The following is a 24,854-nucleotide window of genomic DNA, read 5'->3' on the forward strand; positions in this document are numbered from 1 at the left end:
GTGTTGGGCAGCCGCCGCCTGCGTTCGACGGGAAGGCGCAGATAGTCCGATTAGGGCCCAGGAGCTCCTTGACCTTGGCGATGATGGCCTCGTCGGTGGCGTTGGCAAAGAAGTGCTCCTGGAACGGTTTTCGTCTTGCAGGGCAGTTGCCGTTTCTACAGTTCAACTTCCAGTTCGGCTTTGTGCTCGTAGAGGTAGTCGCGCATGTAGGGGATGGCAAATGAGACCTTGCCGTACGAGGGAGCCTCGATAATCGATTCTCTTAACAGGCGGCTGCGGACGGAACTCACCTGTTGAGGCGTTTTGTTTAGGGCATCGGCAACCATGCTGGTCGAGCTCGTCTGCCCCAAAGACGCCATGCTCAGCAGATAAGCGATGCACGTGGGCGGAATGCGCTGCAGCGCGGGCTCAATCACCATGGCGCAGAAGCGTTCGCGTGCCGTTGCAATGCCACGCTCGGCTTCTTCTTCTCCAATAATCGTTGTATGTGCGCGTCTTGCCAACTGCCATGCGTAGTATCCAACGAGTTGGATCATGAAAGGATAGCCCTGCGTTGCCTCGGCAAGTTGGCCGGCAATACCTGGCTGCAACTCCATGCCAGACGCTTCAATGGTTTCCTCGAGGGAGTACGACACTTCGGTTACTGCCACAGCCTTCAGATCAAAGGGGAGGGCGCGGCGCAAAAACGCAAGTGTCTTTCCGTTGATGATGCTTTCAATCATCGAAGGCAGCCCAGCAAAAACAAAGGCGATATCAAGGTCTTCGCCGATAACCTGCTGAATCGCAATGGAGAGCGTTCGGACCTCATCGAGCTCTGCGTCTTGAACCTCGTCGAGAGTGATGAGCAGGCCATTTCCATTCTTGGATATTGTCTGTCTCATGGCGTCGCGTAGCGATGGGCCGATTCGCTCAATATCTATGCTGCCGATGGATATGCCAGCTACGGTGGGCTCAAATCTGGCGTGTTTGGCCTGGAATTTGGGCTGCAGCTGTTCGAGAATGCGCTGGCAAAGTCCCTCGGTTGCGACCTCTTTTATGACCGTCCAGCCACGGCTTTGCGCCAAACGTGAGCACTCGTCAAGGAGGACCGTCTTGCCCGTTCCACGGACGCCGGCTATGCGCATTAGGCGCCCAGGGGCACCAGGCCCGTTGGTGAGGCCTTCACTGAATTCTTCAAGTACATCTTCGCGGCCGATAATCGTGGGAGGTGTTTTACCTGCTGTGGGCTTAAAAGGGTTTGTTTGCATGTGAGCCACCTTTGCTCAAGATATAGCAAGATATAGCAAGATATAGCAAGATATAGCAAGATATAGCAAAGTATAGCAAGATATAGCAAAGTATAGTGAGATATAGCAAAGTAAGCGCTACTCGCGGGTTTTGCGGTGGTGCTATTTTCCAAATGCCGCGCGGATAAAGCGCTGGGCGAACAGCTTGTTGGCAACTCACGAGGGCTCGGGGTGCCAATTTGGGATGGAGTGGTGCTGTGCCACGAATAGGGCCTATCTACTACGTTTAAGCCGCAGAGGTCAACCATAGCCGGCTTTTTCGAAAATCGACAAGCTGCCTACCTGCGGTTTTGTTTTCACGGTTTTCGGTATGGCCGAGGCTGTCCGTGTTAACGTAGTAGATGGGCCACTTTTGTGGCAAGGGGGCCGATCTGCGGGCCAGGGTAGCTAAAAGAGCCCCGTCCCAAAAAGACTGATTGGGAGCTGGGGCGTGTCGATGCGATAGTATTGCATGGTGGTATTCGACTAACCGAGGGTTTATCCGAGGGCTTTATGGAACAGCACCAGCATTATCAGAGCCTGCAAGATCAGGCATACAACGCATTACGCTCCAAGATTATCTATGCCGAGCTCAAGCCCGGCACGCGCCTTTCGGCGATTGGTCTGGAAAAGGAGACGGGAATCGGGCGCACGCCCATTCGCGAGTCCTTTGTGCGCCTGCGTGAGCAGGAGCTGGTGGAAACGCGTCCCAAAAGCGGCACCTATGTCTCAAAAATCAGCATGGAGCGCGCCGAGAACGCCTGTTTCTTGCGCGAGAAGCTCGAGAGAAGCGTGCTTATTAAATGCTGTTCGGCTGCTACGCCCGAGCAAAAGCAGCGGCTCGAGCAGATTCTTGCCGAGTCCGAGTCGCTCGACCATAGCGAAACGCGTCGCTTTTTCGATCTGGACAACCTGTTCCATGAGACGTGTTTTGAGATTGCCGGCCGTCACATGTTGTGGGATTGGATGAAGAGCATCAACACGCATTTTGAGCGATATAACTGGTTGCGTATGGTGTCGCAGGACCTGGATTGGGAGCCGATTCGTCGGCAGCATCGCCGGATTCTTGAGGCCATTAAGAGGGGCGATACCGACGCGGCGAGCTATCTGGCAGAGACACACCTGCACCTGATGCCCGAAGAGCAAGGTCCGGTTATCGCCTTGCATCCCGACTATTTTGAGCTGTCCAAAGACTCATCTATCTAGCCCATCGCCGCATCTGCTCGAGACGCAAAAACGATGCTGCTCACCTACAGCGTTTTGCAACCGAGATTTTTAAAAAAATGCCTAAAATGGCTCAGACCGCCGACAATTGGGAAACGGGGTGCGTTATGGCGCAGATGAGAATCAAGGACATTGCCGCCGAGGCGGGCGTGAGCCCGGCCACGGTCTCGCGCTATCTCAACAACCGCCCCGGGCAAATGACCGAGGAGACCCGTGCTCGCATCGCGGCAGTTATCGAGCGCACTGGCTATCGCCCACGTGCTGCCGCGCGCAATCTGCGCAGCTCGCGTACCAACCTCATCGGTGTGATCCTGGCCGACATCGCCAACCCGTTCTCGAGCGCCATGCTTGAAGGACTTTCCGCCAGCGCCGCCGCGCGCGGCTGCTCGCTCATGACGGCCATTAGCGGCAACGACCCCGCTAAGGAAGCGGAGTCGCTCACCAGACTTATCGATGCCGGCGTGGACGGCCTGGTCGTCAACACCTGCGGAGGCAATGACGAGGCGATCGCCGCGGCAGCGGGACGTCTGCCTGTTGTGCTGCTCGACCGCGACGTTGCCGACGGCGGTGTCGATCTAGTGACATCTAACAACCGTGAGCTGGTCGCTGGCTTGGTAGACGAGCTCGCCGCCGCTGGCAGCGAGCGCCTGTGCCTGCTCACCGAGGCAAGCGACGACAGCCCCGTGCGTCGCGAGCGCGCCGAGGCCTTTACCGACGAGCTTTCGCGCCGCGGCCTTGCGGGCGAGGTCGTCACCCTGGCCGACGGTGGTGCCACGGGCGTTGGCCGTTTGGACAAGACCATCCGCGACTACGCGGGCAAAAGGCTCGGCCTTATCGCCGTCAACGGCCTGGTTTTCCTGCGTCTGACCGAGGCGCTGGCGCAGCTTGGTCCCTCGCTGCCGGCTGGTCTTAAGATCGCGACATTTGACGATTATCCCTGGAACCACGTGCTCTTTGGCGGTGTGACCACGGCCGCGCAAGACACCCTTACCATCGCCGAGCGCGTGGTCGAGCGCCTGTCCGAGCGCATCGACGTCGTCACCACCACGGTGGGCGAGGCCGCAAAGCTCGCCCCCAAGCGTATCGAGGTCCCCGGCCACATCGAACACCGCGCTTCGACCTCGCGCTAGTCTGTATGATAATATATAGACAATGTCATACAGGAGGTATCCATGGCTGCGTCTGTGCTGAGTGTGCGAGTGGACTCGTCAATTAAAGACTCATTTGCCGAACTGTGCGAAGAGCTTGGCATGACTTCGTCTGTTGCGGTCAATATGTTTATGAGGCAGATGCTGCGCGAGCGCTCTCTGCCGTTTGTTCCTTCACTTGGTAAAAGCTCTGCGAGCGAAAGCGCCGCGGCGGGCATTTTGGATACTGCCCAGATTGAGTCCGCCGTCCGCGAGGCAGCCAGCACGATTCCCGCCATCAAAACCGTGATTCTATTTGGTTCGTATGCCCGTGGCGAGGCGCATGCCGATAGTGATATTGACTTGCGTCTCGAAGTCGATCGCGAGCAGGGCTTTGGTCTTTTTGCGCTGTCGGCGTTTGGCGAGGCGGTGCGCAAAGAAACCGGGAGGCAGGTTGATCTCGTCTCTAGTGATCATCTTGATGACGAACTTGCCGCGGTAATCGAGCGCGAAGGAGTGATCCTTTATGATCGCGCGTAAGTCAGACAGCCTTCGCGCCCAAGAGGTTTTGGAGGCCATCTCCGAAACGAACGAGCGCATCAAGGCTTTTGATATCACCGAGGACCAGTTTCTGCATGCGAATGACGTGCGGACGAGGGCGTTGGCGGACTCCCTTTTGATGTGTGCGCTTAGGGTGACGGAAGAAGCGGGCAAATTGTCGGAACGCTCGCAGCGGCTTCATCCCGAAATTGAATGGCGTGGAATTATCGGCATGAGAAATTATCTTGCGCATGATTACGGCAATGTCGACCGCTCGGTTGTTTGGGATGCAGTGACGATGGAGTTCCCTGCGCTGGAACGAGCCTGTAGACAAATTGTCTCCGAATCTGAACGCTAGCCGCTCGTTCGCAACTGCCTGTTCGCACACGTTTTTTGAGCGCTTGATACGCTTTAACCCTGCGGAAACATTTTTCTGCGATAGTATCTGCGATATAGACCAGTCGAAACCCGCCCGAAAGAAAGGGGAGCGACATGAACCAGCAGAACATCGATTACGTACTCCGCTCCGTAGAGCAGCGTGACATCCGCTTTGTGCGTTTGTGGTTTGTCGACATTCTCGGCCGCCTCAAGAACTTTGCCATTAGCCCCGAGGACCTCGAGGTAGCTTTTGAGGAGGGTATTGGCTTTGACGGCTCCGCCATCGAGGGCTTTGCCACGCCCGAGGAAGCCGACATGCTGGCGTTTCCCGATGCTTCGACCTTCCAGATCCTGCCGTGGCGCCCGAGCCACAACGGCGTCGCCCGCGTGTTCTGCGACGTGTGCACTCCCGATTGCAAGCCCTTTACCGGCGATCCACGCGATGCCCTGCGCCGCATGTTCCGCAAGGCCGAGAAGGCTGGCTATCTGCTCAACGTGGGCGCCGAGCTGGAGTATTACTATTTCCCCGACGAGCACACGCCCGAGCCGCTCGACAACGTGGGCTACTTCGATCTTTCGGTGAGCGATGCCGCCCGCGACCTGCGCCGCAACACGGTCCTCACGCTCGAGAAGATGTCCGTGCCCGTGGAGTACACCTTCCACGCCGCCGGTCGCTCGCAGCACGGCATGAGCCTGCGCCACGCCGAGGCCCTGAGCATGTCCGACGCCATCACCACGGCCAAACTCATCATTAAGCAGCAGGCCTACGAGAGCGGTTGCCACGCCTCCTTTATGCCCAAGCCGTTGGCGGGCGAGGACGGCAGCGCCATGTTTTTGCATCAGTCGCTGTTCAACCACGACGGCAACAACGTCTTTTGGGGCGAGGACGACGAGAAGTACCATCTCTCCGATATCGCCAAGCACTATATGGCCGGCATCTTGGCGCACGCACGCGAAATCAGCGCCATCACCAACCCCACGGTCAACTCGTACAAGCGCATCACCACGGGCGGCGACTCCGTGCCGCAGTACGCCACGTGGGGCCTGCGTAACCGCGCGAGTATGGTCCGCATTCCGGTCTACAAGCCCGGCAAGCAGCTGTCCACGCGCATCGAGCTTCGTAGCCCCGACCCCATGGCCAATCCGTACCTGGTCAACGCCGTCACGCTGGCGGCTGGTCTCGATGGCATCGAGCGCAAGCTGGAGCTCCCGCCCGAGGCCACGGCCGAGACGCTCAAGCTCACCGACCGTCAGATGCTCGAGGCCGGCTACACGCCGCTGCCGCGCTCGCTCAAAGAGGCGCTCGACGTGTTTGAGGACTCGCAGTTTATGAAGGATGCCCTCGGCGAGCACATCCACAGTTTCTTCCTTAAAAAGAAGCGCGACGAGTGGCATAAGTTTGAGTCCACGATCACCGAGTGGGAGATTAAGCACTATCTGGCGAACTCCTAATCGCGCTGGCTTGTTCCAGTACGATTGAGCTCATTTCCTTGGAGGCCGATATGTCCGAAAAGAGTGCCCTGTTCATGGCGCGCACGACGCGCTTCCACGAGTTTGCCCGCAGCTTGACGACCACCCTGGGTGTCGAGGTGAGCCTGGCAACCCCCGATTCGCCGACTGCGGCGCACGACTTTGACCTGCTGATCCTCGACTCCGACGGCATCCGCAGCGACCGCATCGATCAGATTGCCAAGTGGCTTGACGATCGCGGCGGTGTCCCCATGTTGGTGATCGTCGACGACGAGGCGCTCGGTACCTTGCGCCTGCCCAATCACGCGCATGCCGACTTTGTATGCCCCACGGCGACATCCAACGAGCTTAAGGCTCGTGCGCAGCGCCTGATGGGCGAGGAGGAGACCGTCGCCGCCGACGATGTGCTCAACATCGACAACCTCGAGATTAACCTGGCTACCTACCAGGTGACGCTCGATAACGAGCCCATCGACCTGACGCTGATGGAGTACTCGCTGCTGAGCTTTTTGGCGACGCATCCCAACCGTGCCTACAGCCGCGAGGTGCTGCTGCACCGCGTGTGGGGCTTTGAGTACTGCGGCGGCACGCGCACCGTCGACGTGCACATTCGACGCATCCGCTCCAAGGTGGGCCCGCAGATCGCGGCGCACATCACCACCGTCCGTGGCGTGGGTTATCTGTTTAAGGACTAGATTTCCACCACAAAGGGGACAGGCACCTTCGTGGTGGTTTTGCCGCATGCGTGGATCCCTTTCGAGTTTGCAGCAGAACTTAAGCCTTCCTAAAAGATTGCGTTCTCATACACGTTCGCCCGCATATTGGGGTACAACTCAACGTGAACAATGATGGCCCGCCACATGTTTGGCGGGCCTTTGGTTATTTGACGAAAGGATCGCAGCTATGAGCGAGTACGATTCCCAGCGTCCCCAGGATGCGGGCAACGCCGGCGAGACCCAGCAGCAGCCGCGCGTGCAGGTGGAGTCGACGCCTGCCGGTAGCAACATTCCCTACGTGCAGGCTTACGACACGCAGACCGGAAAGCCGCTGGGCAGCCAGCAGGTTGTAAACAAGCACACAGTGGTCAAAACCAAGACCAAAAAGTTGCCGATCTTTATTACGGCACTCGCCGGCTGTGCCTGCGGCGCCCTGCTGGTCATTGCGCTCATTATGAGCGGCACGCTCGATATCGGTGGCGGCAAGAATGCCGTGACGGCGGGTGCTTCGGGTTCATCGACGCAAAAGATTACGATTGATTCCGAGGACACCACGCTGGCCGAGGCCGTTTCTGCCAAGGCATTGCCCTCCGTGGTTTCCATCACCGCCACTTCGAGCGGTAGCCAGAATGGCTCGCTTTCGCAGTCTGCCGACGAGTCGGACAACTCGGGCAGCGTCGGTTCGGGCGTGGTGCTCGATACCGAGGGCCACGTCCTCACCAACAACCACGTGGTCGATGGCTATGACCAGTACGTGGTTACCATGGACGACGGCACTACATATGAGGCCGAGTTCGTTGGCAACGACGCCTCGAGCGACCTGGCCGTCATCAAGCTCAAGGATGCCGATGCCTCCAAGCTCACGCCGATCGAGATTGGTGATTCCTCCAAGCTCAACGTGGGCGAGTGGGTCATGGCGATTGGCTCGCCCTTCGGCAACGAGCAGTCTGTCTCCACCGGTATCGTCTCGGCGCTGTATCGCTCCACGGCCATGAGCTCTACCAGCGGTAACACCATCTATGCCAACATGATCCAGACTGATGCCGCCATCAACCCGGGCAACTCCGGCGGCGCGCTCGTCAACGACAATGGTGAGCTAGTGGGTATCAACTCGCTCATCGAGAGCTACTCGGGCTCCAGCTCGGGCGTGGGCTTTGCCATTCCGGTTAACTACGCCAAGAACATTGCCGACCAGATCATCGACGGCAAGACGCCGGTGCATCCGTACATGGGCGCCACGCTTTCGAGCGTCAATGCGCTTAACGCCCGCACCAACAAGCTGAGCACCGATAGCGGCGCGTATGTGGCGAGCGTCGTTGAGGATGGTCCTGCTGCCAAGGCCGGCATTCAGGAGGGCGACGTCATCACCAAGCTGGGCGACGACGAGATCACGAGCGCCGATGGCCTGATCATCGCGCTGCGCAGCCACGAGGTGGGCGAGAAGGTCGAGATCACGCTCATGCGCGGCAAGGAAGAGAAGAAGGTCACCGTCGAGCTGGGCTCCGATGAGGAGCTGCAGAACCAGCAGCAGGACGACAGTTCGACCGACACCGGCAACGGCGGTATTACCGACGAGCAGCTGCGCCAGTACCTGGAGGAGCTGCTGGGCCAGCAGGGTCAGGGCCAGGGTCAAGGCTACGGTCAGAGTTTCTAACGAGCTGTATCGCACATACCGATGCCAGAGGGGGCTGTCCCGCCAACGCGGGACAGCCCCTCTTTTCTTATTGATCCGTTGGGGACGGAGGAAAACGGATCATTTAGAACTGGCAAGGGCATGGTTTGATCGCGCGATCCACCTCGGTCCGTCGGCTGCCGATTCGGTGCGGTTCGAAAGGGGTATTCGGCGCCATGGTGACCGGTGGTACTCTAGTATCCGTTTGAAATCGAGCGAAGGAGTGCCGCTATGGAGCAATCGAGCCTGTTTGGTGACGGTGTGGACATCGATACCGAAACGTCCGCGAGCGCGGATGCCGCCGCACCGACCGACGCCCGTGCCCAGGCGGCAGCGCGCGCGGCCGAGCTGCGCCACGAGCTCGATTACCACGCCTATCGCTACTACATGCTCGATGCGCCCGAGATCACGGACGCCGCCTTTGACAAAATGCTCGTTGAGCTGCAGGAAATCGAGGCGACCTACCCCGATCTGGTAACGCCCGACAGCTATACCCAGCGCGTGGGCGGCTACGTGAGCGAGCAGTTTACGCCGGTCACGCACATGGCACGCATGTATTCCATGGACGATGCCATGGATCTGGACGAGCTCGACGCGTGGCTCCAACGCACCGAGGATGCGCTCGGCGCCGGTAGCGTCACCTATACCTGCGAGCTTAAGATCGACGGTCTGGGCGTCGCGCTTACCTATCAAAACGGCACTTTTGTGCGCGCCGCCACGCGCGGCGACGGCACCACGGGCGAGGACGTGTCGCTCAACGTGCGTACCATCAAGGATGTGCCCATGCACCTGTCCGAGCCGGCGCTCGCCCACATGGGCGCCGATCGCGAGCGCACCATCGAGGTGCGCGGCGAGGTCTACATGCCCAAGGGCAGCTTTGTGCGCCTGAACGACGAGGCCGATGCCGAGGGGCGCGACCCCTTTGCCAACCCGCGCAACGCCGCCGCCGGCAGCCTGCGCCAAAAGGATCCCAAGGTCACGGCGCGCCGCGACCTGGCTACCTTTATCTACGCCATCGCCGATACCGACCCGCTGCATGTTCACAGTCAGCGCGAGTTTCTGGACTGGCTGCGCAGCGCCGGCTTTAGCGTCAACCCCAACGTGGCCCGTTGTGCCACGCCCGCCGAGGTTCACGAGTTCTGCGCCCAGGCGCTCGAGCATCGCGGCGACCTGAACTACGACATCGACGGCGTGGTCGTAAAGGTGGACAGCTTTCAGCAGCAGCTCGACCTGGGCTTTACTGCCCGTGCGCCGCGCTGGGCCATTGCCTTTAAGTTCCCGCCCGAGGAAAAGCAGACCGTCCTGCGCGAGATTCGCATCCAGGTGGGCCGCACCGGCGTACTCACGCCGGTCGCCGAGTTCGATTCGGTGACAGTCGCCGGCTCCACCATCGCGCGCGCCACGCTGCACAACATCGACGAGATCCGCCGCAAAAACGTGCGCGAGGGCGACACCATCATCGTGCACAAGGCGGGTGACGTGATCCCCGAGGTCGTGGGCCCGGTGCTCGATAAACGCCCGGCCGATTCGGTCGACTGGCACATGCCCGAGGTCTGCCCCGTGTGCGGTAGCCCCGTGGTCCACGAGGATGGCGAGGTTGCCTACCGCTGCGTCTCCATCGACTGCCCCGCGCAGCTCAAGGAGCGCTTGCTCCACTGGGTGAGCCGCGGCTGCATGGACGTCGACGGCCTGGGCGACGAGATCGTCGACAAGATGATCGCCGCCGGCTTGATTCACGATGTCGCAGACTTCTACCAGCTCACGGTCGATGACATCGCAGGCCTGGACACGGGGCGCACCTATGCCAGTTCCAACAGCAAAAAGGGCGTCAAGAAGGGCGACCCCATTCCGGTAGGCCTCAAGACGGCTGAGAAAATCATCGCCGAGCTCAACAAGTCCAAGAGCCAGCCGCTCGGTCGCGTGCTGTTTGCCCTGGGCATCCGCCACGTGGGCAAGAGCGTGGGCGAGGTTATCGCCGAGCGATTCCTGTCGATTGATAAGCTCATCTTGGCGAGCGAAGAGGACATCGCCGAGTGCGAGGGCATCGGTCCCAAGATTGCGGCGAGCGTCAAGCAGTTCCTGGCCGTTCCCGAAAACCTTGCCGTCCTGGAGCGCCTGCGCCAGGCGGGTCTGTCGCTCGAGGTCGACCTGGGTGCCGCACACGCGCAGGCCGCAGCCGATGCCGGCGTGGCAGGCGAGCTCGCCGACGCACAGCCGCTCGCGGGTTTGACCTTCGTGCTCACCGGCACGCTTGTCAACCGCACCCGCGACGAGGCGGGCGCGGCGCTCAAGGTGCTTGGTGCCAAGGTCTCGGGCAGTGTTTCAAAGAAGACGAGCTATCTGGTCGCCGGTCCCAAAGCGGGCTCCAAGCTCACCAAGGCCGAGCAGCTGGGCGTACCCGTGCTGGACGAGGACGCACTCGAGCAAATCTTGGCTACTGGTCAGGTGCCCCAGGCTTAGGACATCGATAATCAAATTAGAAAACCTCCCGGAAAGGTTGATACTTTCCGGGAGGTTTTTATTTGGGCGTGGTGGCGGGCAGCATGATCTGCGTCATGTAGGTTGCTGAGGGTGACCCTGCGGAGCGGTGTCGTTCCGGAGCGATAGAAGATTCATACAAAGCAAAGGGGGCCCGCAGTGAGGTTCCACAACGGGGCTGCCCCATTGTGATGAGTTTTATACACTTTAACATTAACATTAACGTGTATACTTAGCAGTGAAGATATATGTTGAGAGGAGCAGTTATGGTTACCGTCGCGTTTTCGGAACTGCGCCAAAACCTTACGCAGGTGGCCGAAAAGGTTGCCAATGAGGGCGAGGAGGTTGTGGTCTTCAAGCGGAGCAAGCCGTTGTTCAAGATCGTGCCGCTCGACTATCAAAGCCCGGTTGCAGTGGAATATGACGCTGCCCAGGAGCGCGGGGGTGCAAAGCCGACGTGCGGCTCGGACAAGCCCAAGCGCGACGTGGGTACGATGTGGCATCCCAAGATCACCTGGAAGGAGATCCGTGAGATGCTCGCGGAGAATGAGGACTACCAGGAGTATCTCGATATCGTAGCCAAAATGCCAAAAGGAACGCCGCTCGATACGATGACGGTTGAAGATGAAAAGCGCGTCGCGAGGGAGCGCTACCTATGAGAGCATTTCTCGATACCAATTTTCTGCTCGATTGCGTGCTTCCGGGCCGGCCGGAGCACGCAGCGGCGCAAACGATCAAGGGGCTCGTCGACGTGGGGCTTATCGAAGGCGTTGTTTCGGCCTGCTCTCTCAAGGACGCGTATTACATTCTCACTAAACAGGCAGGCGAGGCGCGCGCCCGCGAGGTAGTGCGCGACTGTCTTAAGAGCTATTCGGTAGAGCCTCTCGACCAAGAAGCTTGTTTTACCTCCGCCTATTCCGATGAGCCGGACTTTGAGGACGGCTGTATCCGTGCGATGGCCGAGCGTGCCGGCGTGGACTTTATCATCACGCGTGACCGCGCTGCTTTTGTGCGCTCGACCATCAAGACCTTCTCGCCTGCAGAGTTCATCCGTGCGTTTCCGATTCCGGAGGAGTAAAACCGCCATATCGGGGATTGTCCCCGGCGTTTGGCGAGCTTGTTGGGAGGCCCCTGGTCCAGTGACTGTTACAAAAAACGGCTATAGCAAATTTGTTGTACTTCGATCCGAGGACTACGACCTCATGGTTCAGGAACAGGCTAAGGCTCGTCTGATGGCTCGTATAGCTGTGGCCGAGCGGGAGCGTGCTGCTGGCACGGCGCGTGATGCCTTTGAGGCTCTCGATAACCTTGAGGCAAAATATGGCCTATAACGTCAAGATTCTGCCTTCAGCCGAACGTTTTCTGGGCAGTTCTTATTTGGACGGGGCAGCCGGCACCGTGATCTGCGTCACGTAGGTTGTGGGGTCGTCGCTGATGATGTCATCGATGTGGGCGATCTCGCGTTGCCCCGCTACGCTGCCAACTTGTCAAAAGCCCCACGCCGGTTGAGTACGGTAAACGCCATCACGCAAATGACTGCCGACAGAATTGACCCGCACGGCGAAGCGATGCCCATGGGAAACAACGTATCGGAATAGGCATTCGACAGCAGCCACGCGCCCGGCACGCGAATGAGCGCCACGGCCAGCACGTTGTGCGCAAAGCCGATGTAGCTCTTGCCGTATGCAGCGAAAAAGCCACTAAAGCAAATGTGGATGCCGGCAAAAATCGCGTCGAAAATGTAGCTGCGCATATAGCCGGTGCCGGCGGCGACTACTGCAGCGTCCTTGGCAAAAAAGCCGATAAACGCCGGCGCCACCAGCCACATCAGCGCCGTGATCAGGCAGCCATACACTACCGAGATCGTCATGGCGTCTTTGAGTACCTGACGTGCGCGGTCGCCCTTGCCCGCGCCGGCATTTTGCGCCGTGAGCGCGCTGACGGTGGCACCCATGGAGCTCGGCACAATGAACAAAAAGCTGATCATCTTTTCGACCAGGCCCACGGCGGCGGCGTCGACCAGGCCGCGGTGGTTGGCGATGACGGTGATAAACATAAACGCTACCTGGATGCAGCCGTCCTGCACGGCCACGGGCACGCCGATCTTAAGAATGCTGCCGAGCACCTCGGGCTGGGGGCGCAGGTCGCTGCGCTTAACGTGGATGTTCGTGCGACGGCTCTTGAGCCACACGAGCGCGAGGGCAACGCTGGCCGTCTGGGCGGTTACCGTGCCGAGTGCTGCGCCCACGGGGCCGAGCCCCATGTGGCCGATAAACAGAAAGTCGAGCGCGATGTTGATGATGCATGCCACGCCGATCACGTACATGGGCGAGCGCGAATCTCCCAGCCCGCGAAAGATGGCCGAAAGAATGTTGTACGCGGCGATAAAGGGGATGCCCATAAAGCAGATACGCAGGTAGGCGGCGGTGCCTTCGACTGCCTCGGCCGGCGTGCCAATGAGTGTCACGATCTGCGGGCACAGTGCGAGCAGGACAGCGGCCAGCACCACCGAGACGCCCATAAAGAGCGTGATGGTGTTACCGATGGCGGTCTCGGCGCGATCGAAGCGACGCGAACCCACGGCGTGGCCGACGATGACCGTCGTTCCCATGGCCAGGCCCACGAGTGCCACGGTAATCATATAGAGCGTCTGAGCGCCATTTGCCACGGCGGTGATGCCGGCGGCGCCGCTAAACTGCCCCATCATGTACAGGTCGGCCATGCCGTAGAGCATCTGCAAAAAGTACGAGAGCATATAGGGCAGGGCAAAGACCGCGATGGTCTTAAGGACATTGCCGCGTGTGAGGTCGTGTTCCATGTGCGGGGCTTTCTGGCTGGGTTTGTTTATGTACCAGTGTAGTGAAAACCCTACAACGATTGTAGAGTCAAGGTTTGTGTTGACGCCGAAGCGAAAAAGTCACGCTCGCGTTCATTTCTAATTGAATACGGACGTGCGCCCTGTGAGCATGGCGCCTGCACTAGCCTTGCAGAAATCGATTTCGGAACACTTGACACCGCCGCACGGCGCGCCATAATACGTGGGTTTGCGAACAACGTTTGATGGGGGATGAACCTGCGTGCGCAATCTCAAGATTCTGTTTTCCTATCTGGGGGCATACCGCCGCGATGCCATACTCGGCGTGTTCTTTGTGACTGCTGAGACGGCGCTCGAGCTGTTTATCCCGGTCATCATGGCAAATATCATCGATGTGGGCGTGCCCGCGGGCGACATCAACTACATGCTGTTGCAGGGTACGTATATGTTGGTATGCGCCGCATTTTCGCTGGTACTTGGCTTGGGCTATGCACGCACGTCTGCTCGCGTCGCCTCGGGGCTGGGCGCTAACCTGCGCGAGGCCGAGTATCGCAAGATCCAGACGCTCGCTTTTGGCAATCTGGACAACTACGACGCCAGCTCGCTTGTCACCCGCATGACCACCGACATCACCGTGATTCAAAACGCCGTAGGTAACGGCTTCCGCCCCATGGTGCGCGGGCCGGTAAATCTGGTCATGGGCCTCGTCTACGCTTTTGCGCTCTCGCGCGAGCTCGCGGCGGTCTTTGCCGTCATTCTGCCGATGCTCGCCATCGTGCTCGGTATCATTACCGTGCGTGTGAGCCCGCTCTACCGCCAACTCCAGACCTCGATGGACCACCTCAACGGCGTGGTGCAAGAGGACCTTACCGCCGTGCGCGCCGTGAAGGCTTACGTGCGCGCTGAGCACGAGTGCGACAAGTTCGACACCGTCAATACCGAGCTCGCCGGCACGGCGACCAAGACCTTTGGCAACGCTGTGCTCAACCTGCCGGTGTTTCAGCTGTCGATGTACGTGGCGGCGCTTTCCATTCTGTGGATTGGCGGCCGCATGATCATCGAAGGTCGCTTGGGCGTGGGCTCGCTCACGGGCTTTATGAGCTACGTGCTGCTGATCATGAACTCGCTCATGATGATTTCCAACGTGTTTTTGCTGCTCACACGCGCTCTCACGAGCGTGGGCCGTATCGCAGAGGTGCTCGATGAAGAGCCCTTTATCGTCAATCCTGCGGGGGACCTCGCGACTGCGGCGCCAACGGACGGCAGTATCGAGTTTCGCGACGTTTCCTTTAAATACCGCGCGGAAGCAGCCGAGGATGTGCTCGAGCATATCGACCTTCGCATCGAGAGCGGTTCGACGGTGGGCATCCTCGGCGGCACGGGCTCGGGCAAGAGCTCGCTTGTGCAGCTGATTGCGCGCCTGTACGACGCCACCGAAGGCGCCGTGCTTGTGGGCGGACGCGACGTGCGCGACTACGACCTCGCGACTCTACGCGACGCCGTGGGCATTGTGCTGCAAAAGAATGTGCTGTTTACGGGTACCGTGCGCGGGAACCTGCAGTGGGGCAATCCGCAGGCGTCGGACGATGAGCTCCTCGCGGCTTGCCGCGCAGCGTGCGTGGACGAGTTTCTTGATCGCATCGGCGGGCTGGACGGCGAGTTGGGCCAAGGCGGCGCCGGTGTCTCGGGTGGCCAGAAGCAACGCCTGTGCATCGCGCGCACGCTGCTCAAGCATCCGCGCGTGCTCATTTTTGATGACTCCACCAGCGCGGTCGATATGGCGACCGACGCAAAGATTCGCGAGCACATCGCTCGGATTCCCGATGCGACCGTGCTCATCATCGCCCAGCGCATCGCGAGTGTCATGGATGCCGATCGCATTGTGGTGCTGGACGACGGTCGTGTCCACGGCGTGGGCACGCACGGGGAACTGCTGGCGGGCGACAACATATACCAGGAGATTTACGCCTCGCAGATGGAGTTTGCGAGGAACGCGGACGCCGGCGACGGCAGCGACGATGGTTGCGCGAATGATCCGTTTTCCTCCGTCGCATGCGGATTGCCCTTGGAAGGGGGCGAGCGTCATGCCTAAGACCGCAGCCCAAGCACGCCCGGCCGACCTCAAGCGCACTGTGCGCCGCTTGCTCTCCTACATGGGGCATGCCAAGTTCTCGTTGCTCGCGGTGGGCGTGCTCGCCTCCGTTGCCGCCATCGCGAGCCTCGCCGGCACCTACATGGTGCGCCCCATCGTTAACGGTTTGGCCACGGGCGGGGAGGAACTGCTCGCCAAGCAGGTCATCCTGACGGCGATCATCTACGCCGCGGGCGTGCTTTCGGCCCTGGGCTACTCGCAGATCATGGTGCGCGCGGCCCAACGCGTGGTGTCCGATATTCGCCGCGATCTGTTCGCACACATCCAGACGCTGCCGCTCAGTTATTTTGACAGCACGCGCTCGGGCGACATCATGAGCTTTTTCACCAACGATGTCGACACCGTCTCCGAGGCGCTTAACAACAGCTTTGCCAACGTGATTCAGGCCGCCATTCAGGTTGTGGGCACCACGGCCATGCTCATCATCCTTAACTGGCAGCTCACGATTATCACGCTCGTGTGCGATGCGGCCATTGTGCTATATGCGCGCTACTCGGGCGCGCGCTCTAAGCGCTTCTTTGCCGCCCAGCAGGCATCGCTTGGCGACCTGGACGGATATATCGAAGAGATGGTCTCGGGCCAAAAGGTCATCAAGGTCTTTAACCGCGAGGCAGTGAATGTCACCGGCTTCACCTGCCGCAACGACGAGCTTCGCCGCACCGGCACCGCCGCCGTGAGCTATGCCAACTCCATGGTGCCCATGACCGTCGTGATTGGCTACGTCAACTATGCCATCGTCGCCGTGGCGGGCGGCATGCTCTGCATCAAGGGCCTGGCCGACGTGGGTGCGCTTGCAAGCTACCTGGTCTTTGTGCGCCAAGCCGCCATGCCCATCAACCAGTTTACGCAGCTCGGCAACTTCTTGCTCAACGCGTTGGCCGGTGCCGAGCGCCTGTTTGCGGCTATGGACCTTAAGCCCGAGGTGGACGAGGGCTGCGTGGAGCTGGTGCAGACGGGCGACGCCGCGTGGGCGTGGAAGATTCCCGAGGGCCAGGGCGTGGGCGCGTACGGGCATCTGCATGACGTGGCTGCCGTTGATGAGTCGGGTCGCGCGGTGGCTGCCGACGGCACCGAGCTCACGTGCGGCTTGGTTTCGCTTGCCGGCGACGTGCGCTTCCATGCCGTGGACTTTTCCTACGTGCCGGGCGCCCGCGTGCTCACGGACCTCAACCTGTTTGCCAAGCCGGGGCAAAAGATTGCGTTTGTGGGCTCCACGGGCGCCGGCAAGACGACCATTACCAACCTCATCAACCGCTTCTACGAGGTCGATGACGGCGAGATCACGTACGACGGCATCGACGTCAAGCACATTGCCAAGGCCAGCCTGCGCGGGTCGCTTGGCATTGTGCTGCAGGACACGCACCTGTTTAGCGGCACCATTGCGCAGAACATCCGCTTTGGCAAGCTCGACGCGACCGACGAGGAGGTGCGCGCCGCTGCCGAGGCCGCCTGCGCCGACTCGTTTATCCGCCGCCTGCCGCGGGGCTACGACACACCGGTCACGGCCGACGGCGCCAACCTGTCGCAGGGTCAGCGTCAGCTGCTCGCCATCGCGCGCGTGGCCGTCGCCGATCCGCCGGTGCTCATCCTGGACGAGGCCACGAGCTCCATTGACACGCGTACCGAAAAGCTCATCGAACGCGGTATGGACCGCATCATGCGCGGACGCACCACCTTTATGATCGCGCACCGCCTGTCCACCGTCCGCGACGCCGACGCCATCATGGTCCTCGAACACGGCCGCATCATCGAGCGCGGCACGCACGAAGAGTTGCTCGCCCAGCACGGCGAGTACTGGCAGCTGGCGCATGGCTTAAAAGAGCTGGATTAACCCGTTCGAGCACGATGCTTTGATCCCTCCGTGCCCCTCACCTCGCCTCAAACCATCACAACATTCGACGCTTTTTGCCAAAATCGGGAAATGCATCGAATGTTGTGATGGTTTTTCTGCCACTCGACCGGGTGGAATCGCTTTCTTGCGCACGAAGGTGTGCGAACCCGTGAGCAGGGGAATAAGGTTGGTTATCCGACTCCATTGGAGGGCTCATGGACCTGCCGATCGTCCTGTCCCATAAGACTGCCTGGCTGTACCACAACGTGGCGCGCCCGTCCGAGCCGCTCTCGCGAGCAAGCAGCCTATACGATGAGGACTCGCTTGCTAACGAGGCGGAGCCGACCGCGAGCCTGCCCAAATTGGGACTTGATGCCAAAGGGCTGAGGGCTTCAACGGCAGTTGGGATCGTTGCCGACTATCTGGTTTCGCTCGGTATTCCACGAGAAGAGCTCGATCATATCGACACGCTCGTCAACTTCGATTTTGAGCGCTCGACGCCGGCTGGATTTAGGTGCCACGTGTTTGGAGCGCCGGTACCTCCAGGCCATCTTATCGAGGTGGCAGAGGGCCTTCTGGTGGTTGATGAGGCCATGTGCTTTGTCCAAGCGGGTTCGTGGATGAGCGAACCCGAGCAGCTGGAATATGGCTACGAAATCTGCGCCCGATACCATTTGAATCATCTGTCGACAGGCGATTATATCGAGATGGGGCAGAGGTATACCGTTGCCGACTTGATTGCCTATTGCAATGAGAACCGATCTCGTCAGGGGGCTATACGCGCGGCCGCCGCGCTCAAGCGCGTACACGATGGCGCGCGGTCGCCCATGGAGACGGCCACCGCAATCATGGTCGTAGCAAAACGTTCTCAAGGAGGGCTTGGATACGCCAAGGTCGAGCTCAACCATCGGGTCGATGTTCCCAACGAGTTCAAGTATCTCGCTAAGGCCGGGTATTTTGAGATTGACGTATATGCGCCTGCAAGCGGTACGGGGATTGAATACAACGGTTCGGACCATCTTGATAAACAGCGCAGCGCGTCGGATGCGGAGCGTATGACCGTGCTGAGCGCGCTGGGCTTTAGGATGATCGTCCTCACCGGGACTCAGTTTGCCCACCAGCTGCAATTGCACCGGGCGATGAACGCCATCGCGCTCGCTATGGGCCTCAAGTGCGACCGAAGCGAGACATTCCAGAAACGTCAGAACGACCTGCGAGAATTCGTGATTCGGCACTGGGACGGTGGCCTTTAGGGGTGTTTTGGTCCTTCTACGGGGTACCGTGGGCAGGCAGACCATCACAACATTCGACGTTTTTCGCTAAAAACGGGAAAAGCATCGAATGTTGTGATGGTTTGTATGTTGAGGATGGGCTTGGAAAGACCGTTTTGCTCGAAGCGACCTGTCCTGTCGTACGGGTGTCGGCATGATTCTCGCGTGGGGTATTATGTTTTCCGAAGAATAAAACGCCGTGTGAGGGGAGGGCCGCGTGGACGGGCACGTGCAACATGACGGCTTTGGCCGCGATATCAACTACCTGCGCATTGCCGTTACCGACAAGTGCAATTTCCGCTGCATCTATTGCATGCCGGCCGATGGCGTGGCGCCCCGCGCGCACGACGAGCTGCTCAGCGCCGAGGAAATCGCCCGCTTTGTGCGCCTGGTGGCGGGGGAGGGTATTCGCCGCGTGCGCCTGACGGGCGGCGAGCCGCTGGTCAGCCGCCGCATCATCCCGCTCATTCGCGACATCCGCGCGATTCCGCAGATCGAGGACATCTCGCTCACCACCAACGGCGCCCTGCTGCCCAAGCTGGCACCGCAGCTCAAGGATGCCGGGCTTAACCGCGTCAACATTTCGCTCGACACGCTCGATCCTACGCTCTTTGGAAAGATCACGCGCCTGGGCCGACTCGAGCAGACCATGGCTGGCATCGACGCGGCGCTGGCTTGGGGCTTTGAGCCCGTTAAGGTCAACTGTGTTGTTGTGCGCCGGCTCAACCAGGATGTGACGGCCCTCGCGCGGCTCACGCTCGACCGCCCCATCCACCTGCGCTTTATCGAATACATGCCCATTGGCGACGAACACACGAGCTCGCATTGCGCTGTGGACCCGCATGCGCCCGCGCTCAATCCCGAGCTGTGGGACGCGAGCGATACCGTGCCGAGCGACGAGCTGCGGGCGCGCATCAATGCCGGGGCCGCCGCGGCGGGACTGGGCGAGCTCGAGCCGCTCGGCATCAACGACGCTCCTGCCGGCGCGGGCCCTGCGCGCTATTGGCACTTTCCGGGCGCGGCGGGAACGGTCGGCTTTATTAGCGCCATGTCCAATCATTTTTGCGCGAACTGCAACCGTCTGCGTCTGACGGCAGACGGCAACGTGCGTCCGTGCCTGTTTAGCGATGCCGAGTATTCGGTGCGTGAGGCGCTGCGCCGTGGTGATGATATGCAGGTACTTTCGATTTGGCGCGATGCCGTGGCCCACAAACCGCAGGAACACGCGATAATTGAGGGCACGCAACGATTTATGTCCCAAATCGGAGGATGATCATATGGCCAAGAGCAGGTACGCCGATGCCACCAAGGCCGCTCGCAGGGCCGCGATGTCTGCCCATAAAGCCTCAGTCGCGGCTAATACTGGCAACGCCGACACGTCCGTGCAGCCGACTACCAGCGCTGCCACCGAGCCCGCCCGCGACGCCCGTCGCGACGAGCTGACGCACGTGGATGCCAAGGGCGAGGTTCGCATGGTCGACGTGTCCGACAAGGCCGAGACCCATCGCATCGCCATCGCCGAGGGCACCATCCTCATGCACCCCGAGACGCAGGCCATGGTGCTGCAGGACCGCGCCAAAAAGGGCGATGTGCTCGCCTGCGCGCGCGTGGCGGGCATCATGGCCATCAAACGCACGAGCGATATCATTCCCATGTGCCATCCGCTGCTCATTACCAAGAGCAAGTGCGACATTGCGCCCATCGCTGCGGCGGGGACGCCGGCCGAGGACGTGCCCGAGGGCTGGGCGCCGGCGCGCGCGGACGGGCAGGTTGGCTTTCACGTACTGGTTACGGCCGGCGTGACGGGCAAGACGGGTATCGAGATGGAGGCCCTGACTGGAGCGAGTGCCGCGTGCCTGACCATCTATGACATGTGCAAGGCGGTCGATCGCGGCATGGAGATCGTCGACGTGCGCCTGCTGCACAAGGAGGGCGGCCGCTCGGGCGTGTGGGATCGTGCAGAGCGTCAGGCCGCTGCTGTTGAGGCCGTGGCCGCTGACGGTGCCGCGCCCGCAAGCGCACCCGTCGCCGCCGCGTCCGCAGCTCCGGCACCGGCCGTCCCCGCGATCGCGTTTATCGGCTACCAAAACTCGGGCAAGACCACGCTCGTCGAGAAGGTCATTGCCGAGCTCACCCGCCGCGGCCTGCGCGTGGGTTCGCTCAAGCACCACGGGCACCACGGCTTTGATATCGATGTGCCTGCTAAGGATACGTGGCGCCATCACCAAGCCGGATCCAAGCACGTGGGCCTCATCTGCGCCACGCGCTGGGCGGAGTACGCCGACACGCGCGAGGAGGACGAGATGCCCGCGCGTGAGCTGCTGTCGCGCTACAACGATGTCGACGTGGTGATCATCGAGGGCTACAAGACCGAGGGCTTCGACAACATCGTGGTCGCGCGCTCCGGTGTCGACCGTCTGCGCGGCAAGAGCTCGCTCGACCTGGTCGACGGCCGCACGCTGGCCCTTGCCTGCAATGAGGCCCTGGCACGCCAGGCCTTCGACGCCGGCTTTGCGACCCGAGCCATCAACATCAACGACGCCCGAGCCATCTGCGACCTCATCCAAGATCATTTGGCCTAAAACCTGCCAAAAGGGACAGGTTTATTTTGGCAGGTTTTATCTGGGCAAACGTCACTTCCACCACAAAGGGGCACCTTTGTGGTGGTTTTTGCTTTAGTAGATGTGTGGGACATGCCTTACAATCTACCAAGTAGTTCATGACGGGCGAAAAACGGGGAGAAGGGTCCTGATGCGTCCTTAATGTTTCATGCGGATAGATTGATTTGACAGGCGGTGGCGAATGCCCACCGCCCGTATTCGTATGAAACAAGGAGTCTCCATGCTCGCATCTCTTCTCTCAAAGCCTCAATCATCGCTGTCCGTGCAGGCCAAGCGCCTGGTGGCGATGCGTTTTCTCATCTACACCGGTTTTCAGACCAGCTACTTTATCGGCGTCATCGGAACGCTCACCTATGCGGACGATGCCTCGGTCGTCGCGACATCGCTGGCAGTCCTCTTTATGAACGTCTTCGTGATTCTTGGGTCCTTTGCGGGCGGCGCGGCGCTCGACGCTTGGGGCCCGCGCCGTCATTTCTTGCTGAGCATCGTCGGCACGCTGGCAACTGGCGAGGCGATCATCGCCTTTGGCAGCGCGACCGGCATCGTCCTGCTCGGCGCGGTGCTCCTGGGCTTCGTGATGGGATTCGCCCAGCCCATTGCCACATCCTATCCGGCCTACCTCACCGATGATCTCGTCGAGCTCAAAGACATCAACTCAGCCATCGCCATGTTCTCAAACGTGAGTATTATCGTTGGCCCCACGCTGGGCGGCTTTGTCGCGGCGGCTGCGTCGTCGCGCGCGGTGTTCGTGCTCATGATGCTCTTTACCGTGCTGGCGTTCGTCGTCGGTTGGGGCTTTAGGCCGCAGACCAGCCATGTCGCCGGGTATGCGGATGCCGATTCGGCAGAGGAAGGGGAGCGTGCGGGACAAAGCTCCAAACCCAGCACGTCCGCCCGTGCCACCTTCGCAGCCAGCATCAAGACAGTCTTCACCAACAGCGTCCTCGCGCTACTTTTCTGCATCATCTTTCTTTCGAACTTTGGCTATGGCGCCTTTGACCCGCTGGAGTCGTTCTTCTACCGCGATGTCCTGCGCGTCGGTGTCGAATGGATGGGCTGGCTCTCGTCTGCCTGCGGCGTGGGCGCGGTGCTGGGCGCCGTCCTCGCGCTCCGCTTGCCGTCGCGCTTTGTCAGCCTCAAAACGCTGCTCGTGGCGCTCATGTCCGTGGGCCTGGGAAGCCTGCTCTATGTGGGAACACCGTACGTGGGTGTAGCCCTCGTCGGCCAGATTGCCCTGGGCATAGCTTGGGGCATCGTCAACCCGCTCCACAACACGATCGTGCAAACGACGGCCCCGCTCGAGCAGCTCGGTCGCGTGAACTCGGTCATGGGCTTTGGCAATATGTTTGCCGGCGTGGCGCCGCTGGCGATTGCCCCGTGGCTGGCAGCGACGTTTGGCGTGCAGCAGACGCTCGTAGGGGCGGGCATGGTCGTGACGGCGGTTCCCGCGGCGTTGCTGCTGTTTGGCCACTGGCATTTTGATCGTGCCGCAAAGCAGTAAAAACCATCACAGCATTCGATGAAAATCGCGATTTTGCCGAAAAACGTCGAATGTTGTGATGGTTTGCGCTCCGGGCCGGGACACCCTTCGGGTCCGGCCACCACAAAGGGGCCAGACGCCTTTGTGGTGATCGGGTCCCAACGGCCTGTGCCTTGGTATACCATGTACGCCGTTCACGAATATACCCCACACCGCCGCACAACCTAGAAAGGCCCCCATGGACACCACCTTCAGCCACATCAAAGCCGTGTTCTGCGATATCGACGGCACGCTGCTCACGAGCCAGCACACGGTGTCCCCGCGCACCGTGGTGGCGATCCGCGCCCTGCGCGAGCGCGGCGTGCTCTTTGGCCTGTGCACCGGGCGCGACGCCCACGCGACCGAGGCCATGTACGAGCTCTGGGGCATCGAAGGCCTGGTGGACGTGCTCGTGGGCTGCGGTGGCGCCGAGGTCATCGACCGCGCGCACGACATCAACGAGCTGAGTTATCCGCTGCCGGGCGAGACCATCGCGCGCATCTGCAAACACATGGCGGACCTTCCGGCAACGCCCGTCTGTCCCCGAGACGGCGTGTTCTACGTGCCCGAGAGCAACGCGTGCGTCGAGCACCTGTCGCGCGTCGACGGCGTGCCCTACAAGGTGGTCGATTTTGCCGAGTTCTTGCGCGAGCCGCAGCCCAAGGTGATGTTTACCATGGCGCCCGAGGTAATGCCGCGGGTGATTGAGCGGGCGTCGACGCTCGCCGACGACACCGTTAAGGCGGCGGCTCTGCAAACCACGCAGCGACTCTACGAGTTCATGGATCCGCGCGTGTCCAAGACGCGCGGCCTTGTGCGCGTGGCGGAGCTCAACGACATGGAGCTCCAGGACATCTGCGTGTTTGGCGATGCGGACAACGATACCTGCATGGTGGCTGACGCCGGCGTGGGCGTGGCCATGGCAAACGGCAGCGACGCCACCCGTGCCGCCGCCGACTTTGTAACCGCGAGCAACGACAAAGACGGCATCGCGATCTTTATCGAGGAGCATCTGCTGTAGCGCCGGGGGAGAACCACCACAAAGGGAGCAGGTACCTTTGTGGTGGCCTCAGACGATTTGGGTGAATTGATACCTAAAATCTGCGCGAAAATTCAAATAACGTTGTCTGAACATCATGCTTCTAACCACCGATGAGTTAAAAATATTCCCATCAATTTGGTAGTCTATTCCTCCCGGTTAATGATCTACCGCTCACGGTCGATTTTCGACCGTTCGCAGGATGCATGCTCTTGAGCAAAATGTTGTGCAAATAAATAAAATGCTATTAAAAAACTGATAACTGGCTTAATTACCAGCAGAAATAGATATTTCATAGCGAATAAACGAAGGTAAATCCGAGCAAATGTCAAGAGAATTGAGAATTCGCTACAAAACTATCGGTATTTTTGCTTAGATGTTCAAACAATCGTTACAATATGTACTATAAGCGTGCGCAATTACAGATTGCGCAGATACGTTTGATAGTGAAAGAGCAAGATCGCGGTCTCTTGGGGAGGAGACATCGATGAAAGCGAATTCAGAAAAAACTAAGCAGAGTAAAAAAGCGACGCGCCGTGTACTGGCAGGCGTTTTGTGCGGAGCCTCCGTTTTGAGCCTGGTGCTGTCGCTCGTCATGCCTCCGATCTCGCAGGCCATTGCAAACGATGCCCAGACGGTTCCTACCGAGGAAACTGTGATGGGGGGTGTTCCTATAGTTTTGTCAATTGGGAAATGCTCTCCGTGCGACCGAATCGCGGCATGCTGACGCCAAGCC

20 protein-coding genes are annotated in these 24,854 nt (G+C 60.1%); 18 read left to right on the forward strand and 2 right to left on the reverse strand.

What is annotated here, in order from left to right:
* Positions 1–155: 155 nt before the first annotated feature.
* A complete protein-coding gene (locus tag ABCP74_RS06195; RefSeq protein WP_196022691.1) occupies positions 156–1,247 on the reverse strand; it encodes an ATP-binding protein in 1,092 nt (363 codons plus the stop codon).
* Positions 1,248–1,778: 531 nt separating this feature from the next.
* Between ABCP74_RS06195 and ABCP74_RS06200 the strand changes: the two genes are divergently transcribed.
* The 11 genes from ABCP74_RS06200 (at position 1,779) to ABCP74_RS06250 (ending at position 12,201) form a co-directional block, all read left to right on the forward strand.
* Positions 1,779–2,471 carry a GntR family transcriptional regulator gene (locus ABCP74_RS06200; RefSeq protein WP_343001386.1) on the forward strand — a complete coding sequence of 231 codons (693 nt, stop codon included), beginning with the start codon at positions 1,779–1,781 and terminating at the stop codon, positions 2,469–2,471.
* A 125-nt stretch (positions 2,472–2,596) separates the two neighbouring features.
* Complete coding sequence (locus ABCP74_RS06205) at positions 2,597–3,619, forward strand: LacI family DNA-binding transcriptional regulator (protein ID WP_343001385.1); 1,023 nt, start codon at positions 2,597–2,599, stop codon at positions 3,617–3,619.
* A 42-nt stretch (positions 3,620–3,661) separates the two neighbouring features.
* Positions 3,662–4,156, forward strand: coding sequence for a type II toxin-antitoxin system RelB/DinJ family antitoxin (locus ABCP74_RS06210; RefSeq protein ID WP_215693114.1), 495 nt, complete (start codon positions 3,662–3,664; stop codon positions 4,154–4,156).
* Entirely contained in the window at positions 4,143–4,514 is a 372-nt protein-coding gene (locus tag ABCP74_RS06215; RefSeq protein ID WP_195621797.1) for a HepT-like ribonuclease domain-containing protein, read from the forward strand. The genes ABCP74_RS06210 and ABCP74_RS06215 overlap by 14 nt, the downstream gene beginning before the upstream one ends.
* Positions 4,515–4,648: 134 nt before the next feature.
* Positions 4,649–5,986 (forward strand): glutamine synthetase family protein, encoded by a 1,338-nt coding sequence (locus ABCP74_RS06220; RefSeq protein WP_022095078.1) that lies wholly within the window; start codon positions 4,649–4,651, stop codon positions 5,984–5,986.
* Between the two features lie 50 nt (positions 5,987–6,036).
* Complete coding sequence (locus ABCP74_RS06225; protein ID WP_195233793.1) at positions 6,037–6,699, forward strand: response regulator transcription factor; 663 nt, start codon at positions 6,037–6,039, stop codon at positions 6,697–6,699.
* A 208-nt stretch (positions 6,700–6,907) separates the two neighbouring features.
* Positions 6,908–8,374 carry a S1C family serine protease gene (locus ABCP74_RS06230; RefSeq protein WP_343001384.1) on the forward strand — a complete coding sequence of 489 codons (1,467 nt, stop codon included), beginning with the start codon at positions 6,908–6,910 and terminating at the stop codon, positions 8,372–8,374.
* A 249-nt stretch (positions 8,375–8,623) separates the two neighbouring features.
* Positions 8,624–10,852, forward strand: coding sequence for an NAD-dependent DNA ligase LigA (gene ligA / locus ABCP74_RS06235; RefSeq protein WP_343001383.1), 2,229 nt, complete (start codon positions 8,624–8,626; stop codon positions 10,850–10,852).
* Between the two features lie 284 nt (positions 10,853–11,136).
* Complete coding sequence (locus ABCP74_RS06240) at positions 11,137–11,529, forward strand: type II toxin-antitoxin system Phd/YefM family antitoxin (protein ID WP_195246044.1); 393 nt, start codon at positions 11,137–11,139, stop codon at positions 11,527–11,529.
* Positions 11,526–11,948 (forward strand): PIN domain-containing protein, encoded by a 423-nt coding sequence (locus ABCP74_RS06245; protein ID WP_117745689.1) that lies wholly within the window; start codon positions 11,526–11,528, stop codon positions 11,946–11,948. Before ABCP74_RS06240 ends, ABCP74_RS06245 begins: the two co-directional genes overlap by 4 nt.
* 124 nt (positions 11,949–12,072) lie before the next feature.
* Positions 12,073–12,201 (forward strand): hypothetical protein, encoded by a 129-nt coding sequence (locus ABCP74_RS06250; RefSeq protein ID WP_343001382.1) that lies wholly within the window; start codon positions 12,073–12,075, stop codon positions 12,199–12,201.
* A 140-nt stretch (positions 12,202–12,341) separates the two neighbouring features.
* On the opposite strand, the gene ABCP74_RS06255 is transcribed toward ABCP74_RS06250, so the two are convergent.
* Complete coding sequence (locus ABCP74_RS06255; RefSeq protein WP_343001395.1) at positions 12,342–13,748, reverse strand: MATE family efflux transporter; 1,407 nt, start codon at positions 13,746–13,748, stop codon at positions 12,342–12,344.
* Between the two features lie 199 nt (positions 13,749–13,947).
* Here ABCP74_RS06255 and ABCP74_RS06260 point away from each other — a divergent pair, with 199 nt between their 5' ends.
* From ABCP74_RS06260 to ABCP74_RS06290, 7 genes are all read left to right on the forward strand, one after another.
* Positions 13,948–15,777, forward strand: coding sequence for an ABC transporter ATP-binding protein (locus ABCP74_RS06260; protein ID WP_343001381.1), 1,830 nt, complete (start codon positions 13,948–13,950; stop codon positions 15,775–15,777).
* Positions 15,770–17,668 carry an ABC transporter ATP-binding protein gene (locus ABCP74_RS06265; protein WP_217107566.1) on the forward strand — a complete coding sequence of 633 codons (1,899 nt, stop codon included), beginning with the start codon at positions 15,770–15,772 and terminating at the stop codon, positions 17,666–17,668. Before ABCP74_RS06260 ends, ABCP74_RS06265 begins: the two co-directional genes overlap by 8 nt.
* A 215-nt stretch (positions 17,669–17,883) precedes the next feature.
* Complete coding sequence (locus ABCP74_RS06270; protein WP_343001380.1) at positions 17,884–18,921, forward strand: hypothetical protein; 1,038 nt, start codon at positions 17,884–17,886, stop codon at positions 18,919–18,921.
* A gap of 235 nt (positions 18,922–19,156) precedes the next feature.
* Positions 19,157–20,212 carry a GTP 3',8-cyclase MoaA gene (moaA, locus tag ABCP74_RS06275; RefSeq protein WP_226790432.1) on the forward strand — a complete coding sequence of 352 codons (1,056 nt, stop codon included), beginning with the start codon at positions 19,157–19,159 and terminating at the stop codon, positions 20,210–20,212.
* A 4-nt stretch (positions 20,213–20,216) separates the two neighbouring features.
* Complete coding sequence (gene mobB / locus ABCP74_RS06280; RefSeq protein ID WP_343001379.1) at positions 20,217–21,521, forward strand: molybdopterin-guanine dinucleotide biosynthesis protein B; 1,305 nt, start codon at positions 20,217–20,219, stop codon at positions 21,519–21,521.
* Between the two features lie 259 nt (positions 21,522–21,780).
* Positions 21,781–23,061 carry an MFS transporter gene (locus ABCP74_RS06285; protein WP_217107569.1) on the forward strand — a complete coding sequence of 427 codons (1,281 nt, stop codon included), beginning with the start codon at positions 21,781–21,783 and terminating at the stop codon, positions 23,059–23,061.
* Positions 23,062–23,278: 217 nt separating this feature from the next.
* Complete coding sequence (locus ABCP74_RS06290; protein WP_343001378.1) at positions 23,279–24,100, forward strand: HAD family hydrolase; 822 nt, start codon at positions 23,279–23,281, stop codon at positions 24,098–24,100.
* Positions 24,101–24,854: the final 754 nt, after the last annotated feature.

This window comes from Collinsella aerofaciens, from assembly GCF_039062315.1.
GTDB classification, from domain to species: Bacteria; Actinomycetota; Coriobacteriia; order Coriobacteriales; family Coriobacteriaceae; genus Collinsella; species Collinsella aerofaciens_BG.

Bases quoted from the DNA above. Each gene is read 5' to 3' on its own strand.
- ABCP74_RS06290 (WP_343001378.1), top strand. From the start codon at position 23,279: ATGGACACCACCTTCAGCCACATCAAAGCCGTGTTCTGCGATATCGAC.
- ABCP74_RS06285 (WP_217107569.1), top strand. From the start codon at position 21,781: ATGCTCGCATCTCTTCTCTCAAAGCCTCAATCATCGCTGTCCGTGCAG.
- ABCP74_RS06195 (WP_196022691.1), bottom strand. From the start codon at position 1,247: ATGCAAACAAACCCTTTTAAGCCCACAGCAGGTAAAACACCTCCCACG.
- ABCP74_RS06210 (WP_215693114.1), top strand. From the start codon at position 3,662: ATGGCTGCGTCTGTGCTGAGTGTGCGAGTGGACTCGTCAATTAAAGAC.
- ABCP74_RS06225 (WP_195233793.1), top strand. From the start codon at position 6,037: ATGTCCGAAAAGAGTGCCCTGTTCATGGCGCGCACGACGCGCTTCCAC.
- ABCP74_RS06250 (WP_343001382.1), top strand. From the start codon at position 12,073: ATGGTTCAGGAACAGGCTAAGGCTCGTCTGATGGCTCGTATAGCTGTG.
- ABCP74_RS06220 (WP_022095078.1), top strand. From the start codon at position 4,649: ATGAACCAGCAGAACATCGATTACGTACTCCGCTCCGTAGAGCAGCGT.
- ABCP74_RS06245 (WP_117745689.1), top strand. From the start codon at position 11,526: ATGAGAGCATTTCTCGATACCAATTTTCTGCTCGATTGCGTGCTTCCG.
- ligA (WP_343001383.1), top strand. From the start codon at position 8,624: ATGGAGCAATCGAGCCTGTTTGGTGACGGTGTGGACATCGATACCGAA.
- ABCP74_RS06240 (WP_195246044.1), top strand. From the start codon at position 11,137: ATGGTTACCGTCGCGTTTTCGGAACTGCGCCAAAACCTTACGCAGGTG.
- ABCP74_RS06270 (WP_343001380.1), top strand. From the start codon at position 17,884: ATGGACCTGCCGATCGTCCTGTCCCATAAGACTGCCTGGCTGTACCAC.
- ABCP74_RS06200 (WP_343001386.1), top strand. From the start codon at position 1,779: ATGGAACAGCACCAGCATTATCAGAGCCTGCAAGATCAGGCATACAAC.
- ABCP74_RS06265 (WP_217107566.1), top strand. From the start codon at position 15,770: ATGCCTAAGACCGCAGCCCAAGCACGCCCGGCCGACCTCAAGCGCACT.
- ABCP74_RS06205 (WP_343001385.1), top strand. From the start codon at position 2,597: ATGGCGCAGATGAGAATCAAGGACATTGCCGCCGAGGCGGGCGTGAGC.
- ABCP74_RS06230 (WP_343001384.1), top strand. From the start codon at position 6,908: ATGAGCGAGTACGATTCCCAGCGTCCCCAGGATGCGGGCAACGCCGGC.
- ABCP74_RS06215 (WP_195621797.1), top strand. From the start codon at position 4,143: ATGATCGCGCGTAAGTCAGACAGCCTTCGCGCCCAAGAGGTTTTGGAG.
- mobB (WP_343001379.1), top strand. From the start codon at position 20,217: ATGGCCAAGAGCAGGTACGCCGATGCCACCAAGGCCGCTCGCAGGGCC.